Annotated in this window: 14 protein-coding genes and 1 pseudogene; 10 read left to right on the top strand and 5 right to left on the bottom strand. The window is 54.4% G+C overall.

The genetic code is table 11. From position 1 onward, the window contains the following. The first annotated feature begins 335 nt into the window (after positions 1-335). Positions 336-1,229 carry a bifunctional helix-turn-helix transcriptional regulator/GNAT family N-acetyltransferase gene (locus ACR0LX_RS22485; RefSeq protein ID WP_480785562.1) on the top strand — a complete coding sequence of 298 codons (894 nt, stop codon included), beginning with the start codon at positions 336-338 and terminating at the stop codon, positions 1,227-1,229. Between the two features lie 473 nt (positions 1,230-1,702). Here the strand turns inward: ACR0LX_RS22485 and ACR0LX_RS22480 are convergent, their stop codons facing one another. From ACR0LX_RS22480 to ACR0LX_RS22470, 3 genes are read right to left on the bottom strand one after another with little or no spacing between them, the layout of a single operon-like run. Next, on the bottom strand, positions 1,703-2,518 hold the full coding sequence (locus ACR0LX_RS22480; protein WP_480785561.1) for a 3-methyl-2-oxobutanoate hydroxymethyltransferase: 816 nt from the start codon (positions 2,516-2,518) through the stop codon (positions 1,703-1,705). A gap of 4 nt (positions 2,519-2,522) precedes the next feature. After that, the gene (locus ACR0LX_RS22475; RefSeq protein ID WP_480785560.1) at positions 2,523-2,837 is read right to left on the bottom strand and encodes a MocE family 2Fe-2S type ferredoxin; all 315 of its coding nucleotides are present in this window, start codon (positions 2,835-2,837) and stop codon (positions 2,523-2,525) included. 27 nt (positions 2,838-2,864) lie between these two features. Beyond that, positions 2,865-3,827, bottom strand: a complete 963-nt coding sequence (locus ACR0LX_RS22470) for a fatty acid desaturase (RefSeq protein WP_480785559.1) — start codon at positions 3,825-3,827, stop codon at positions 2,865-2,867. Positions 3,828-4,088: 261 nt separating this feature from the next. Between ACR0LX_RS22470 and ACR0LX_RS22465 the strand changes: the two genes are divergently transcribed. Continuing rightward, positions 4,089-5,105 carry a LacI family DNA-binding transcriptional regulator gene (locus ACR0LX_RS22465; RefSeq protein ID WP_480785558.1) on the top strand — a complete coding sequence of 339 codons (1,017 nt, stop codon included), beginning with the start codon at positions 4,089-4,091 and terminating at the stop codon, positions 5,103-5,105. A 3-nt stretch (positions 5,106-5,108) separates the two neighbouring features. Here the strand turns inward: ACR0LX_RS22465 and ACR0LX_RS22460 are convergent, their stop codons facing one another. Further along, a complete protein-coding gene (locus ACR0LX_RS22460) occupies positions 5,109-6,146 on the bottom strand; it encodes a LacI family DNA-binding transcriptional regulator (RefSeq protein WP_480785557.1) in 1,038 nt (345 codons plus the stop codon). Positions 6,147-6,314: 168 nt separating this feature from the next. On the opposite strand from ACR0LX_RS22460, the gene ACR0LX_RS22455 reads away from it, so the two are divergent. The 5 genes from ACR0LX_RS22455 (at position 6,315) to ACR0LX_RS22435 (ending at position 11,079) form a co-directional block, all read left to right on the top strand. Beyond that, positions 6,315-7,310 carry a TRAP transporter substrate-binding protein gene (locus ACR0LX_RS22455; protein WP_480785556.1) on the top strand — a complete coding sequence of 332 codons (996 nt, stop codon included), beginning with the start codon at positions 6,315-6,317 and terminating at the stop codon, positions 7,308-7,310. A 65-nt stretch (positions 7,311-7,375) separates the two neighbouring features. Beyond that, positions 7,376-7,879, top strand: coding sequence for a TRAP transporter small permease (locus ACR0LX_RS22450; RefSeq protein WP_480785555.1), 504 nt, complete (start codon positions 7,376-7,378; stop codon positions 7,877-7,879). A gap of 1 nt (position 7,880) precedes the next feature. Continuing rightward, positions 7,881-9,161 (top strand): TRAP transporter large permease, encoded by a 1,281-nt coding sequence (locus ACR0LX_RS22445; protein ID WP_480785554.1) that lies wholly within the window; start codon positions 7,881-7,883, stop codon positions 9,159-9,161. Between the two features lie 149 nt (positions 9,162-9,310). Then, the gene (locus ACR0LX_RS22440; RefSeq protein ID WP_170410384.1) at positions 9,311-10,201 is read left to right on the top strand and encodes an NAD(P)-dependent oxidoreductase; all 891 of its coding nucleotides are present in this window, start codon (positions 9,311-9,313) and stop codon (positions 10,199-10,201) included. A gap of 14 nt (positions 10,202-10,215) precedes the next feature. Further along, positions 10,216-11,079 (top strand): sugar phosphate isomerase/epimerase family protein, encoded by an 864-nt coding sequence (locus ACR0LX_RS22435; RefSeq protein ID WP_480785553.1) that lies wholly within the window; start codon positions 10,216-10,218, stop codon positions 11,077-11,079. A gap of 329 nt (positions 11,080-11,408) precedes the next feature. Here ACR0LX_RS22435 and ACR0LX_RS22430 read toward each other — a convergent pair whose 3' ends face one another. Then, positions 11,409-12,221, bottom strand: a complete 813-nt coding sequence (locus tag ACR0LX_RS22430) for a helix-turn-helix domain-containing protein (RefSeq protein WP_480785552.1) — start codon at positions 12,219-12,221, stop codon at positions 11,409-11,411. A gap of 237 nt (positions 12,222-12,458) precedes the next feature. Here ACR0LX_RS22430 and ACR0LX_RS22425 point away from each other — a divergent pair, with 237 nt between their 5' ends. The 3 genes and pseudogenes from ACR0LX_RS22425 to ACR0LX_RS22415 all read left to right on the top strand — a co-directional run. Continuing rightward, the gene (locus ACR0LX_RS22425) at positions 12,459-13,886 is read left to right on the top strand and encodes an alanine/glycine:cation symporter family protein (protein WP_480785551.1); all 1,428 of its coding nucleotides are present in this window, start codon (positions 12,459-12,461) and stop codon (positions 13,884-13,886) included. A gap of 172 nt (positions 13,887-14,058) precedes the next feature. After that, on the top strand, positions 14,059-14,961 hold the full coding sequence (locus ACR0LX_RS22420; protein ID WP_480785550.1) for a glutaminase: 903 nt from the start codon (positions 14,059-14,061) through the stop codon (positions 14,959-14,961). Between the two features lie 307 nt (positions 14,962-15,268). Then, positions 15,269-15,464: pseudogene (locus ACR0LX_RS22415) on the top strand (integrase); the annotation flags it as partial.

Here is a 15,464-nt window from a genome sequence, read left to right as displayed (position 1 = left end):
GGTGGCTCCTTTCCCAGCAGTCGATAACAACTGCACTTTGGCACGTTCGATGCCGGTGGAGCAGGAGCCATCCACCTCATCCGATATGGGCTCATTCCGGACATCGGTGCCGTTGCAGCACAGGCCCCTACCCCGCCGTCAGCTGAACGCGTAGACGGCCCTTTCCGGACCTTATTAGACCAACACTAGTTTTGAATTTGGCCCACACGCGATTTTAGCCATTGAGAATGTAGGGACGCAGTCTTTACGTTGGCGCTACAGCATTCCGCACTTTTACTTGACAAAATCAAGCAACTCCATATTACTTGAATTTGTCAAGTAAATGGGATTGCAATATGGATCACATCTCGACAATTCGCGCCTTCAATCGGTTCTACACACAGAGGATGGGTTTGTTCTCCCCCGACTACGGCGGTAGTGGAATGAACCTCACAGAACTGCGGGTTTTCTATGAGATCGGAGTGCAAAATGGCTCAACTGCCCGGTTGATCGCCAATGCCCTGGACCTCGACGAAGGCTATGTCAGTCGTATCCTGAAGAACTTTGAGCGATCCGGATGGATTCTAAGAAAACCTTCTGAACATGATGCACGGCAAAAGGAACTTCATCTTACTGAATCTGGGCACCAGAAGTTTAGCGAGCTTGTCGACCGGATGGCGCTTGAGGTCCACAAGCGATTGGATGGGGCAGATGCAGGGCGCGTCGCCCGGGCTTTGGAGCAGGCGGTGAGATCATTTGACCTGCCGGGTCCAGTCGAGTTTCGCGAATTGACCCCAGGCGACGCCGGATGGGTCGTCAATCGGCACGCCGAGACCTATTACACGGATTATGAATTTGATTACCGCATGGAAATGCTCGTCATGCAAATCCTGGCGGCTTTTTTGCCGGTCCAAGGCATTGATGGAAACCGCGCCTTTATTGCTCATATCGGCGAGATGCGGCTGGGATCAATTTTTTGCATGAATACAGAAGAACCCGGCGTTGCGAAACTGCGATTATTCTTTCTGGAACCCGAGGCCCGCGGAATGGGCTTGGGCAAGCGTTTACTGACGATCTGTCTGAATCACGCGCGTGCGTCAGGGTTCAAACGCGTGACGTTAATGACCCACGAGACACAGGTAGTCGCGCGCGCGCTCTACGCTAGATTCGGATTCACTTTGACAGAGCGCGTTTCCGGGTATCACTTTGGTAGTGAGAGCGTGCAAGAAACCTGGGACCTCACACTTTGATCTCACAACTGGGCTTTGCGCTCAGTGCGGCCGCGCATAGACAACCAGACATTCGCTGTACGGCGTCGCTTGAGCAAAATGAGCTCGGTGCGGTCCTTGGAGCAGTGCTAGCACGTAGGCACGGCAAACCTACGCTCGGATAGTGACGGCCCTTACCAGCCATTCATCGTGTCAAACAACGCCGCAGTGCGGTCTCACCGAACCGGCCATTCGCTGCGCCCGCGAGATAATTGCGTGACCTGAGGTCGGGAGTGCGGACAAAGTCCGAATTCGCTGCGGTTGCTCGAACGACAGCTGCTGGCGGGTTGCGACGCCAACGCCCTGCTGGTCGGGCGGGAAAGGTACTTGCACTGCGATTACAAAATTCTTTGCTACCCGTCGTGAATGGGGACCAACGTACATCGATCATCGTTGGGTGATAATTCCGGTTCTCAAAATGTGGTTCTGGGTGCAACTTTCCTTAGCCAAATAGATTATTTTAGTCGTGTAGTAAAACTTTCAAACTCCGCGTCCGAGATTGTTGCGCACTCGTATGGGCCTGGAAATTGCTCCTCTTCAACAGATTCTCTGAACGCCGAAAGTGCGACTCGGCGGTGGTGATTTATCTGTTCATACAGTGAATTGAGATCGCCAAAGGCACGCGCATGGCGCGGGCTTTCGGGTTGCTCCCCGCATACGTCATTCTGAAATAGGTAGATAATGTCTGCACTGGGGCCCGATCCGAGTGAGGACGTTATCAGAGATGTGCGGGCGGAAATCTCAGCCATTACTCGGTCACAGATAACTTCAGCCTCTACCGAAAAGGCTCCGGCATCTTCCATTGTGCGGAACGCATTCCAAAGCGCGATAGCCTCGTCCGCAGTTTTGCCAACGGCACGCAGGCCGCCCCGCCAAGTGGATTTGCGAGGAACCAGGCCAAGATGACACATCACGGGGATATCTTCGCGCGCTAAAAGTTCAACAATGTGCGGCCCTCTTGCCGTGTAGATGCTGTCGGCACCATCCTTCATGGCCGCAAACGCGGCGGTCAGCACGTCACTTTCGGTTGCAAAGCCCGGGAGACCGAGTGCAGCGGTGAAGAACAATTCAGGCGCGCCTTGACGCACGGTGGACGTGTTGTGGGCATTGCCCATGATCAAGTCAATTCCGGCATCTTTCGCGGCTGCTGCCTCTTCGGTTGTATTCGCCGTTGTCTGAACCAGCTTGCGTATACCCTTCAGCGCACGCAGGTCGGACGCGGTGTAGTTTCTAACTGAGAACTTCGCGTCCCAGTCGTAGATCCGTTTCATGGCATCACCCGATATCGATAAAAACATCTCCGCCTTCGACCTTGACGGGATAGGTTTTCAGGTTCACACAGACCGGTGAGCGCTTTGCCTCGCCGGTGCGATAGTCGAATTGGCCGTTGTGCAAGGGGCATTCGATCAGATGATCGATCACCAGACCGTCTTCCAGATGCACTTCTTCATGGGTGCACAGGCCGTCGGTGCAGTAAAATTCGTCCTCCGGGCTTCGGTAGATGGTAAAGGTACGATCGCCATTGTCGTAACGGATTAGATCTTCAGTTTCGATGTCATCGCAAGCGCAGGCGCGGGTCCAGTTCGTCATGGGCTTTCCTGTATTCCGGGGAGTGGGTCACTCGGCCGCTATGGCTGTTGGTCGAGTGTATTCTGGGCTGGGGTTAGCGTCCTTGGGCAGCAACGGCTTGCGGTCGACAAAGTAGAACGGATCGCGCCGCTGGATCAGAATGGCCGGGAGCATCTCGCGAAACGCGGTCAGTGTTCCCGCGTACGTTGGTGGGCAATCGCCTTTGATTTCTTCGTGCAAGGCCGGGAGATTGTAGAATGGAACCATGGGATACATGTGGTGTTCGACATGGTAGTTCATGTTCGAATATACGAAGCGGAAGAACCGGTTCATGTAGACGGTTCGCGAGTTCAATCGGTGATCCGGGACGTCCTCTGCCAGCCCGGCATGCTGCAGTGATGCCAGCAAGTGATGCAGCCACGAACCATAAAACGTCGGTCCGCCGATCAGCACAATGGGCAGCCATGATTGCAGCACCATTGCCAAAGCAAATGTCATTGCGAGGATTGCGAGGTGAACACGCGACGCCAAGAACGCCTTAGAACGGTCGGCTTCGATCAGGAAGGTTTTCTGATCTTTGGTCAAACGACCAGCCGACAACCGAAACATCTTCTTCAATTCATTCCAGCCAGATTGCAGATGCAGCATGTTCCATAGGATGTTGAGTGGATGCGGAGGCCGGGGAAACGCAATCTCGGGGTCTTTTCCGACGATCACCGTGTCCGTGTGATGGCGTGTATGGCTCCACCGCCAAAGATAGGGGTTTTTCAGCGACATAAATGAGGCCAGCTGATAGGCTGCAGTGTTCAGCCAAGGCGTTTTGAATACAGTTCCATGGCAGCATTCATGCCAACGGCTGTCGGCACAGGATCCATAAAACACCCCGTAGAGGATGACAGACGGCACTGCCCACCACCTGCCCCAGGTCAGAATGACCAGAGCACCGGTTGCCAACACCAATCCCAGCCAGATCCCGTAGTCGATCAGGGCCGGAGCATCGCGGCGCTTCATCAGTTCCTTCATCCGTTTCCGGGGGACTGGAGTAGAATACCACTGTTTAGGTGCAAAGCTTGGACCGCTGTCCCGGCCCGTCAGCGAATAATCCCGCCAAGGAAGGGTATTGTCCTTCAGCACATCAGGTTCCTTTTCTACATTGCTGTTGCCGAGCAGAACCGAGGAGCGCCTGAAACGTCAAACCTGTCGTGATATTTTCTATCATTTCTCTCACAATATTCTGTAAAATAGGTGATACGTTTTATCATGGAGCGTGCTATGGCCCGTGTCACACTCAAAGACGTCGCAGAAAAGGCGGGGGTAGGCGTCGCAACAGTAGACCGCGTTCTGAATGCGCGCGCGCCGGTTACTGCGGCGACATCTGCGCGGGTTCTTTCAGCGGCAGAAGCGTTGGGGTATCGCTCGGCAGGTTTGTTGCGGCGCCGGGTTGAGGAGATGGCTCCAGCAAAACGGCTGGGCTTTATTCTTCAAAAGGAAAGCAAGTGGTTTTATCGCGAATTGGCAATCGAGTTGCAGCAAAAAGCAGAGCAGTTGCGCAGTATCCGGGCAAATGTTGTGGTCCGGTATGTAGAAAGCCTGTCGCCGTCCGAGCTTGCAACTGCGATTGACGAAATGCGCGGCAAGGTAGACGCCATAGGCTTGGTTGCGATTGATCACCCGGAGATCAATCGTGCAATCGCCAGCGCGGATGTCCCTGTCATTGCATTGCTCTCGCCCCTGTCTTCGCCGCACATTACTGCCTATGTCGGGATCGACAGTCGAAAGGCGGGGCGGACGGCAGGTTGGGCGATGGCGCGTCTTGATCGAACCGAAGGCGCGGTTGCCATCCTTATCGGGTCGCACAGGTATTTGGGGCACGAAGCGCTTGAGAGCGGCTTCAGAAGCTACATGCGCGAATTTGCACCGCAGAAACCGCTTCGAGACTCTGTGGTGTATCTGGATGACGCCGCGGTCGCATATGAAGCGACAGCAGAATTGCTGCGGGCCAACAAAGACCTCTCCGGCATCTATCATTGCGGAGGCGGGGTGACCGGAGCATTGAAAGCGCTGCGCGAGGCAGGGCAATCGCGGGAAGTTGTCTACATCTGCCATGAACGGACACCGGTTACCGAAGCTGCGCTTGCCGATGGCAGCATCGATTTGGTGATCAACAATCCGCTGGATCAGGTTGCTGATCGCGTGACTCAGATGATGTCTCGGTGTCTGACTGGAAAACCAATTCAGGGACAGGTTGGGGTTATTCCCTTCGATCTCTGCACATCAGAAAACTTGTGAACATCAGCCGAAAGTGGCGCCGTTGATGTTTTCACGGGTGATGACTTCAACTGGAACGACCTCTGCCTGATGGGAGCGGTTTTCCAGTGTCGCGATCAGGGTTTGTACGGCTTGTTCGGCGATCCGTTGCATATTCTGATGGATGACAAGATCCATTGATCCGTCCAGCAGGTAGTTTCTCGTCTTCGGCGTAAGGTTGTGGCCGATCAGCATGATTTCTCCCGTCAAATCGCGATCAGCCAGAGCCGCAACAATGCCTTCGTTGCCACCGCCGACGTTATAAATGCCCAGCAGCCCAGGATGTTCGTCCAGCATCTGGCCCACCACCACGCGATTTTCCTGCACATCATCGTGGCCGATATAGGCACCCACAACGCGGAGGTGGCTGAAATCCCTTCGCAAGGCTGACCGAAACCCCATCTCTCGATCCGAATGGTTGCGATATAGTTGCTCGCCGGAAATCACGCCGACGGTTCCGGATTGCCGTAGCATCCGACCCATAAAATATGCCGCTGTTCGTCCTGCGGCCATGTTGTCCGTCCCGACAAATTGGCCCAGAACGGGGCTGATCAGATCGGAAACGACAGGTATGCAGGGAATATTCAAACCGTGCAGCTCTTCAACTGCATCGCGAACCCGCGGATCATCCAAGGCCTGAAAGCCAACTGCATCAATTCCCTGCCCGGCGCAGGCTCTCAGCTTTCGCGCCAACACAGATGGTTCCAGTTTCGTGGAAAAGACACACTCGACAGTGGCGCGGCCGTTGGTGAAAACATTCTGGAAACAGTCGCCCAGAAATTCTGTCGATGGTCCGGCTTCCTCTGGTAGAAATATCTTCAGCCGCCAGGGTCGCGCAGGCTGGTCTAATTGAGCGCCGGATTCGATCGCGTGCTTGGCTTGCAATACACGCTGACGGGTCTCAGGCTTTACGTTTGATCTGTTGTTCAAAACCCGGTCAACCGTAGCGGTACCGACCCCCGCAATCCTCGCAATCTCGGAGACGCGTGCCTTCTTTGGGATTATTACAGCCTCATCGCTCATAGACCCCTACTAACATCATTTTCGATCAAAATCATCCTCAAACGATCTTTGAAGAACATCAAAAACCATCATTGCCGTCATTTGATGCAAATTTTCTTGCCACCGAATTGTGAGGGGGCTTATCCCAGCGTCATGCAACGGGATCGAGTCCCGTTCAGGGAGGATAGCATGACCTACACAGCTAAATTACTGGCCGGGGTTACCGGCCTAATAATAACGGCCAGTACAACACTGGCGGCGGACTTCACCTTTAAATATGGCAATGAGCAGCCAGAAACCTCGATCCGTTCGCAGTCCATGGACTGGTTCAAGACCGAACTTGAAAAACGTACGGACGGTCGCATCGAAGTCGAGAACTTCTTTGGTGCGGCGCTTGGTAATGAGCGTGAAATGATGGATCAGGTGACGGCCGGTTTGCTGCAGGGCACGCGTGGCGGTTTCTTTGCCGACGCGTCCGGGGCATTCAACCTGTACCAGTTGCCGTTCCTCGTCGCGAATTGGGATGAGATGGAATGTCTGGTCGGTTCGGACTTCACCAAGGGAGTACAGGCTCGTGCCGAGGCGAACGGATATCACATCCCTGCCACCGGTATCAGCCAAGGGTTCCGGGCCTATACCAACAACGTTCTGCCAATAACCTCGGTTGGCGATCTGCAAGGTCTGCGCATTCGCGAACCGCAATCTGATTTGATGATCGCCACTGGCACGGCCATCGGGTCTGTTCCGGTCGCAATGCCGTTTTCCGAGGCGTATCAGGCGTTCAAACAGGGCGTCATCGATGGGCAGCATAATCCACCGCAAAATATCTGGGACTTCAATATTCACGAAGTGCAAAAGTATCTGACCCTGTCGAACCACATGACCGGCCCCGATCCTCTGATCGTCAACAAGGCGTGGTATGATGGTCTGCCCGAAGACCTTCAAGCCACCTTTGACGAGGTTGCGGTCGAAGCGATGGCGATGTCGGACAAGCTGTATCGCGATGCTGAAACGAACATCGTCGGCGAACTCGGTAAGCACATGGAGATCAACGAACTGACGCCCGAAGCCCTGGCGGGTTTCCAGGAAGCCGTTGCGCCGGTCTATCAACAAATGATCGACGCAGGTCATTTCACGATGGATGATATCGACGCTGCCCGTGCTGCAGCGGCGTCCTGCGGCTAATCTGAAACGGCAATTCCGGGCGCTCTTACCCTGCGCCCGGATTCCCTTCTTAACGGAACCGGTTTATGGATACGCTCTCTGCAATTGACCGTGTACTGACGCGCGTTATCGAAGCGCTGATGGTCGTGCTGTTCGGGGTGTTTCTGGTGATTGTCGTCACCAAAGTCCTGATGCGCCCCTTTGACATGGCGATCTACGGCGTCGACGAACAGGTCAAGATCGCGTTTCTTTGCACCTCGGCCTTGGGCGGTGCAGTCGCGATTACTAAGCGCGAGCATATCGCGATCACATTCTTCATCGACATGATGCCCTACTACGTCAAAATGGCCTTCTACGTGGCAGGGCTAGTCCTCGTGGGAGTGATGAACGCGGCTTTGGTCTGGCTGTCCATCGATTGGATCGCAGGGCCTGGGAAAAACATGTGGCAACCCTTCGGGATGCCTCAGTCTTATGTGTTCATCATTGTTCCGATCTCCTGTTCGATTGCCGTGTTCTATTGCTTTGTTCGTGTGGTTCTGACTCTGGGCGGTCGGGATTCCATCGATGTTCTCTGGATGCCGGAGGACTGACATGTTGATCCTGTTTGCCACGCTTGGAATATTGTTGGTCTGCGGAGTTCCAATTGCCTATTCTCTGGGGCTGGCGTCACTGGCGTATTTCCTGATCGAGGCCCCCACAGCGACCGGTTTCGTTGTTCAGCGTTTCTTCTCCGGCATCAATAATTATCCGCTGGTTTCACTGCCCTTCTTCATCCTGATGGGCTTGGTGATGAATTCCGGAGGCATCACGCGGCGCCTGCTGGACCTGTCCATGTTCTTCGTCGGCCGGTTGAAAGGCGGGCTGGGGTTGGTCAACGTCGTGGGCTCGATGATCTTTGGCGGCATCTCGGGCTCTTCCGCCTCGGATACCGCTTCAATTGGGTCCGTGCTGATACCTGAGATGGAGAAACGAGGTTACCCCAAGAGTTTCGCAGCGGGGATCACGGTTGCCTCGTCCACTATGGGCATGATCATCCCGCCGTCTGTTCCCATGATTATCTACGCCGTCGCCGCCGAAGAGAGCATCGGTCGCCTGTTTCTGGGCGGGATCATTCCCGGTATCATGGTTGGTTTACTTCAGCTGATCGTCGTTTGGTTGCTGGCCAAGAGGAACGATTACCCGACCGAAGACGTACCGTTCACATTGGCTGAAGCCGGTCGGCAGACCAGACGTTCTGCCGCCGTGGCGCTGATGCCGATCCTGATCGTGGGCTCGGTGGTCTTCGGCTTTGTGACCCCGACCGAGACTGCCGGAGCTGCGGTAGTATATGGCCTGATCATCGGCTTATTCATCGTCGGCTTCGGCGTTCTCAAAGAACTGCCTGGAGCCATGCGCCACGCCATCATCATGTCGGCCAAGATCATGATGATCATCGCGTTCAGTCAGGTGTTCATCACTGTACTGGCGCTGGAACGTGTACCCAATCAACTGGCCGATTTCGTTTCGGGCCTCGGACTTGGCCCGGTCGCCTTCATGGTTCTGACAGCCATTTTGATCCTGATGGCGGGTACGTTCATCGACGTTAGTCCCGCCATTCTATTACTGACACCGGTTTTGTTGCCGGTCGCTGAAAAGCTGGGCGTGTCTGGTGTGCATTTTGGTGTGGTGATGGTCTCGGGACTCGCGGTTGGTGCATGCACACCGCCAGTAGGAAATTGCCTGAATGTCTGCGCTGCAATCTGCCGTATGCCGATCGGAAAGATTTTCGTCGGTGCCGCGCCGTTCCTGCTGGCAAATGTGGTGGTGCTGATTTTGATCGCGATCTTCCCGCAACTGGTCCTTTGGATACCGGACGCGGTCATGGGTCCGTAGCCACACGGAATTGGGCAGCGGGGTGTCTTCCGGACCTGCCCGGCCTTGGTCAGCCAAAGCCTGAAATCCCCGCACACATCGACGCCTCGGAAGATGGGGCGCCAAACCTCAACTCCGGCCGGGCCGGACGACACATTAGGAAGACAATTATGCAACGTGCAGGTGTCATTGGATTAGGGGATATGGGCAGCGGGCTGGCGAAGAACCTGATCAAAAACGGGTTCGAAACCACCGGGTTTGATCTGAGTGAAGCGCGCCTGAAGGCGCTGGCTGAAATGGGCGGAACGCCTGCAGCAAGTGTTGCAGATGTAGGGGCCAACGCGGATGCAGTCTATGTCATGGTCATGAACGGCGATCAGGCCAAGGCTGTCATTCTTGGTGAAAACGGTCTGGTCCGTCACATGGCGCAGGGCGGCGCGGTCATTCTGACCGCCACGATCAAACCGCGTGAGGCCCGCGAGATTGGCGAGGCCATGGTCGGTTCGGGCATCCACCTGATCGACAGCCCTGTCTCTGGCGGCTTTCCGGGTGCGCAGGGTGGCACTCTCACCATGATGGCCGCAGCCCCTGATGCCGTACTGGACGAATTCCAACCAGTGATGGAGGCGGTCTCGGCCACTATTCACCGCGTAGGGGACGGGCCCGGCCAAGGTCAGACCGTAAAAGCATGTCTGCAGACTCTGATCGGTTCAATCTTTTCGGCAACATTTGAGGCGTCGGTTCTTGCCGCCAAGGCGGGCGTGAAGGGCGAAAACCTGTTCAAGGTCTTTTCGACCTCTGGCGCGGGGTGCGGATGCACCAATACTGCGCTGGAGAACATCATCGACCGTAAATTCGAAAACACCGGCTCGGGCATCGGTACGATGCACAAGGACCTTACCATCTCGCTGGATCTGGCCGAAGAGCTGGGCGTTCCAATGCACACTGCTTCATCTGCCATGCAGATTTTCCATGCTGGCAAAACCAAATTCCCCGATGGCGACAACTGGGCCTGCACCCGCGTGATCGAAGACATTGTCGGCGCTGAGTTGCATCGCTGAGAAAGGACAAGAACATGAAACTTGGCGTTATATGTGATGGCATCAGTCGCGACCTGAAACATGCGGTCGATGTGATGGATGAGTTTGATCTCGAATATGCCGAACTGCAATTTGTCGGCGATACCGAGGTCGGCGATCACTCGGCTAACGAGATCAGGGAAATTGATATGCTGCTTCGGGATCGGGGCAAGCCTGTATCCTGTCTGTCGCGCCACATCTTCGCGGGAATGACCGGGGCGAACAAACCAGGGGACGACCTGCACAGCAAGCATATGGATGCTTTGAAGCGCGTGATCGACATGGCACATGTGGTCGGCAGCCCATTGGTGCGCATTATGACACCGAAGAAAGAGCAGATTCTGTGGGGGTCCGGAGGTGCAGAAAAATGGAACGTCGCCAAAGGCGCATGGGACGCGATGCTGCCCCTGATCGCGCCTGCGATTGACGTTGCCAAGGACGGTGGTGTGACTTTGGTCGTCGAAACGGGCAACGGGACCATGGTGAATTCGAATTACACCGCCCGTAAGCTGATTGATGATCTGGATGCCAAGGAGACGTTGAAGGTACTTTGGGACCCGGCCAACAATTGCTGGTGTCATGAGCAGGCATTCCCTGCTGGGTATGACGAAGTAAAAGATGACTATCTCGGGCACATCCACATCAAGGACGTTCAAGTCGACACGCCCCGCGCAACATTGACGGTCAAACAAATGGGCGAAGGCCAACTGGCCGATCAGTTTCAGCCGATGGCGGATGCTTTGAAAACCGACGCCTATGATGGGGTGATATCATTCGAAAGTGTCTACCACCCCGGTAACGGAAATTTCGAAGACGGTTTCCGTTGCTGCATTGATCGCTTCAAAGAGCATTTTATTTGAACCTCTGGCGAGACCGCTACGGCCAATCGATGTTCCTCCCAATACATCGTTCGGCCGAAACACAGACCCGTCGTCAGGCGGGTCTGTTTTGGTTTTCAGGTGAAAACCGAATAACGGTCAAAAGATCTAATTCTGCGGGACGATTGAGGAGATGTCACATTATTTGCTCGAAAAAATTTTTTCGGCAATCGTGTCGCAGCGAAAGACGGGTCACTAGGGCATCCCGGAGAATCTTGGGCAGCAAATTTTGTTCTTTGGCTTGAGTATGAAACCTCGAGATATCGAGCTGCACCGAATCCAGTTTTTTCCTCAACATCGTTTTACTGACCCTACAAATCACTCATTACTCGAAAGTGAGAGTCGTCGGTGTTCATTGTGTTTCGCACCATCAGTTCGATTGATTTGTCAATTTCCGGATCATCGGGTTCAAAGACGGCACAAGCCTTAAGAGCGTCCTTAATGTTGGTTTCTTTTCCGAGAAAACAATAGAGTACGCGCGCGCAAAGCGGTTCTCTGGAACTGCTGGTCGAAACGCCAAGTTTCAGACCGGGAAGCCGATTGTGACGGTTCTTGAAATTGGGATATAGAATTGTCTGACTTATTTCTTCGCCCGTGATGGCATCGAAATCGACCTGAAAGATGCGGTCGTTTAGGTAGAATGCCAGCCCGTTATAGCGACCATGCATACGGGCCTTGTCCCGGCCCTTGATCGCCATGTTTTCGATGCGCGAGTAACGCGTAACACCTCCTTCTGTCGACAGTCGCACCAGAGTCCGCAAGATCATTCCCGGATAAGTCATGGCATAGGAATACTCGTGATAGAAACCATCATACCGGGACAGGTCATTACGAGAGCGCTTGGCCAGTTGTTCCAGATAAGCAGAATAGGCCAGTGGACCCACATTGGCGTCGCGACGCAACCGGACCAGCTCTGCAAAATCATCGTGTGGCAGTAATATTTCGCCTTCTTCTACACCAAAGAAGTCGCAGATTTTCGCGAGGGCATGTTGCGAAGGCCGTGAGGCACCGTTGAGGTATTTGTTGAATTGTGATCGGTTTATTTCCAGCTGACGACAAACCTCGGCCACCGACTTGAAATGGTTGGTCAGCAACCGCAAGTTCCGTTGGAAATCCTCGGCCATACCTGAACTACCCCTTCTTGTTCGGATCGCCGAATCCCAAAAACACCAGATATTTCGGCCAACACCGGACAATAATGTGGCGCTACCTGGCGCTCATGCAAGACCTTTTTGCAACTGGTTGCAACACCTCACCAAATTGAGTCGAACGCAGGCCCGGTGCTACCAGACCTGATGCGGTGGGGCGATCATCCCATTGTCCACGACGCATCGTCATCACTAACAGGGAAACTCTGGATCATGGGAATATTCGACAGCCTGTTTGGCGCTATCAATGACCTGACATGGGGTTGGTCACTCGTACCAATTCTTGTCATCTTTGGCGTCTTCATCACTCTACTAACTGGGTTCGTTCAGTTTAAGTTCTTCAAGCGCATGTTCCGTGTGCTGTATTCAAACAACCAAAGCGCCGATCCAAATGCCATCTCGGCACGGCAGGCGTTGCTGGTGTCAGTCGGCGGACGCGTGGGTGGTGGCAACATCGCGGGGGTTGCGGTTGCCATTACACTTGGTGGTCCGGGCGCGGTGTTCTGGATGTGGGCAATCGCGATTGTCGGCATGGCTACCAGCTTGGTCGAATGCTCGCTGGCACAGCTGTACAAGCGCCGTCAGGAAAATGGCGATTTCCGCGGTGGGCCTGCACGCTCTATCATCCATGGTCTAGGTGAGCAGTACCGTTGGCTGGCCATTGTTTACGCGATCTGCCTGATTGCGTCATTTGCCATCGGTTTCAATGCATTCCAGGGCAACACGGTTGCCGGTGCGGCAGAAGAAAGCCTTGGACTTAGCCGTTTTGTCACCGGTGCAGTGCTTACGGTGATCGCTGGCTTTGTTGTCTTCGGTGGTATTCATCGGATCGCTAAGGTGGCGGATGTGGTTATTCCGGTCATGGCGGTCGCCTATCTTCTGATGGCGTTTGTGATCATCCTGATCAACGTTGCGGACGTACCGGGTGTGTTCGTCTCCATAATTGCCAACGCCTTTGGCTGGGAAGAAGCAGTCGGCGGCGGCATGGGTGCTGCCATTGCCAACGGTTTGCGTCGCGGTCTGTTTTCGAACGAAGCCGGTCTGGGTTCAGCGCCGAACGTGGCCGCAACGGCTGACGTGCGCCACCCGATCAGTCAGGGCATCACCCAGTCGTTTTCGGTCTTCATCGACACGATCATTATCTGTACATGTACCGCTTTGGTCATCTTGCTGAGCGACGTGTATCAGCCCGGTGCGGATATTGATGGGGTGGTTCTGACCCAGCAGTCTCTGGTAAGCCACCTGGGCGAGTGGACCCAGTATTTCCTGACCTTCATCATCCTGCTGTTTGCGTTCAGTTCAATCATCTACAACTACTATCTGGGCGAAAACGCGCTGACCGTGATTACAAAACACCCGATGGCAATCAACGTTCTGCGCGTCGCCATTATGGGCATCGTATTCCTTGGGGCGACGGCGCCGGGTGCAACATCAGTGTTCGCTTTCTCTGATCCGGCGATGGGTCTGCTAGCACTAGTCAACCTCGTTGTGATCATGATGCTACTCCCGACATGCCTCCGCATTCTGCAAGACTTCCGAAAGCAGCTTGCAGCAGGTGTGGAACGCCCGGTTCTGAATCCGGATGATTTTCCTGATCTTGACCTTGATCGCACGGCATGGACCGGGAAAGTGAAAGACTGATTTTGTCTAGCTGCGTGACGAATTGGTGTTCGCCGACAAGACAGAAATTCTAAACAAACTGGAACCTCGCCAATCGTTGGCGAGGTTCTTCTCTTACTACAGAGAACAGGCTCAGTGTTCCAAATCGCAGGTGAATTTTGGCATGCGGTGTAGCTGTAGCGTGGAGATCTAAATGAACAGAATGTTGCATGAAATTGCCGCAGAGATTTTCAGGCAAGACGAGTGGGGGCAAACCGCCCGATACATTCCCGAACTTGCCGAAGTTGACCCAAGGCAATTCGCGATAAGCGTGTGTTTGAACGATGGCAGTATGTTCAGCGCAGGTTCAGCTGACACGCCGTTTTCAATTCAGAGTGTATCAAAGGTCTTTACACTTGTGGCCGCGCTTGGACGCGTGGGGGATCAGCTTTGGAATAGGGTCGGCAGAGAGCCGTCCGGCGCCACCTTTGACTCCGTTGTACTTCTGGAAAGAGAAAAAGGTCGGCCACGAAACCCATTCATCAACGCTGGCGCAATCGTCACCACTGATGCTCTATTGTCGGGTCGAGAACCAAAAATAGCGCTTGCCCAAATAATCGGACTCGTTCGGCAAATGGCCGGATCAGACGAAATTCACATTAATCACAAGGTAGCAGCGTCCGAACAGGAGACGGGATCCAGAAACTTTGCGCTTGCGCATTACCTCAAATCCCACGGGAACCTGTTCAATTCACCGGAACTCACACTTGGGGTTTATTTTCATCAATGCGCCATCGAAATGACAACCAAACAGTTGGCGATGGCTGGCCGTGTTCTCGCTGGGTTGGACGAGGCGCCTCGCGTTATCTCGCAACATCATGCCCGCCGAGTGAACGCGCTGATGATGACTTGCGGGCACTACGATGGTTCAGGTGATTTTGCGTATCGGGTAGGTCTGCCAGGCAAGAGTAGCGTTGGTGGTGGTTTGCTTGTAGTCGCACCAAAAGTTGCGTCTATCGCTTTGTGGTCACCAGGGCTGAATAGCTATGGTAATTCGCATGCCGGAACACGCGCTGCTTCAATGCTCTCGCAAGCGACAAATTGGTCAGTCTTTTAGGTGGGCTCCAAGAAGGCCCTCCGGTCTCGGATTAAGGGGGCTGCACGCGATTTGGCGAGAAAGTAGCCAAACAGCGGGATTATCCGCATGCTGTAAGATTGAGTGGAACACTGAATTTGCTTGTGATTGGTGCGGCGGCGCCTTGGAGGACCGAGGCGGATGTCGGCTTTGGGCCGTCGCTACCAGCATCAATGTCTGCTTTCTGCGTTTCACTGTCATTCGAGCGGCACGCAGCATCCTGTGGTATTGTATCGTGTCAACGTCGGGTTGTCGTTGTGGGTGGGCATGGCGGATCGGAGGATCAGCCATGGAAACCCCAAATTTACCTGCCATTCGTGCTCTTCGCCCCGCTTGGAACAAAGGTCGCATCGTCGGTCAAAAACGCCCTCTGAAACCAAAGCACGTCTGGGCGATCCGAGTTCGCCTCGAGCTTGCCGAAAACCATCGCGATCTTGCGCTCTTCAATATGGCAATCGACAGTAAGCTCCGCGGCTGTGATCTGG

It is taken from the genome of Ruegeria sp. CH11, assembly GCF_056537105.1.
This window is presented reverse-complemented; position numbering and strand designations above follow the sequence as displayed.

Excerpts from the sequence above, each read along its gene's own strand:
- ACR0LX_RS22485 (WP_480785562.1), top strand. The coding sequence starts at position 336 with ATGGATCACATCTCGACAATTCGCGCCTTCAATCGGTTCTACACACAG.
- ACR0LX_RS22480 (WP_480785561.1), bottom strand. The coding sequence starts at position 2,518 with ATGAAACGGATCTACGACTGGGACGCGAAGTTCTCAGTTAGAAACTAC.
- ACR0LX_RS22475 (WP_480785560.1), bottom strand. The coding sequence starts at position 2,837 with ATGACGAACTGGACCCGCGCCTGCGCTTGCGATGACATCGAAACTGAA.
- ACR0LX_RS22470 (WP_480785559.1), bottom strand. The coding sequence starts at position 3,827 with ATGAAGCGCCGCGATGCTCCGGCCCTGATCGACTACGGGATCTGGCTG.
- ACR0LX_RS22465 (WP_480785558.1), top strand. The coding sequence starts at position 4,089 with ATGGCCCGTGTCACACTCAAAGACGTCGCAGAAAAGGCGGGGGTAGGC.
- ACR0LX_RS22460 (WP_480785557.1), bottom strand. The coding sequence starts at position 6,146 with ATGAGCGATGAGGCTGTAATAATCCCAAAGAAGGCACGCGTCTCCGAG.
- ACR0LX_RS22455 (WP_480785556.1), top strand. The coding sequence starts at position 6,315 with ATGACCTACACAGCTAAATTACTGGCCGGGGTTACCGGCCTAATAATA.
- ACR0LX_RS22450 (WP_480785555.1), top strand. The coding sequence starts at position 7,376 with ATGGATACGCTCTCTGCAATTGACCGTGTACTGACGCGCGTTATCGAA.
- ACR0LX_RS22445 (WP_480785554.1), top strand. The coding sequence starts at position 7,881 with ATGTTGATCCTGTTTGCCACGCTTGGAATATTGTTGGTCTGCGGAGTT.
- ACR0LX_RS22440 (WP_170410384.1), top strand. The coding sequence starts at position 9,311 with ATGCAACGTGCAGGTGTCATTGGATTAGGGGATATGGGCAGCGGGCTG.
- ACR0LX_RS22435 (WP_480785553.1), top strand. The coding sequence starts at position 10,216 with ATGAAACTTGGCGTTATATGTGATGGCATCAGTCGCGACCTGAAACAT.
- ACR0LX_RS22430 (WP_480785552.1), bottom strand. The coding sequence starts at position 12,221 with ATGGCCGAGGATTTCCAACGGAACTTGCGGTTGCTGACCAACCATTTC.
- ACR0LX_RS22425 (WP_480785551.1), top strand. The coding sequence starts at position 12,459 with ATGGGAATATTCGACAGCCTGTTTGGCGCTATCAATGACCTGACATGG.
- ACR0LX_RS22420 (WP_480785550.1), top strand. The coding sequence starts at position 14,059 with ATGAACAGAATGTTGCATGAAATTGCCGCAGAGATTTTCAGGCAAGAC.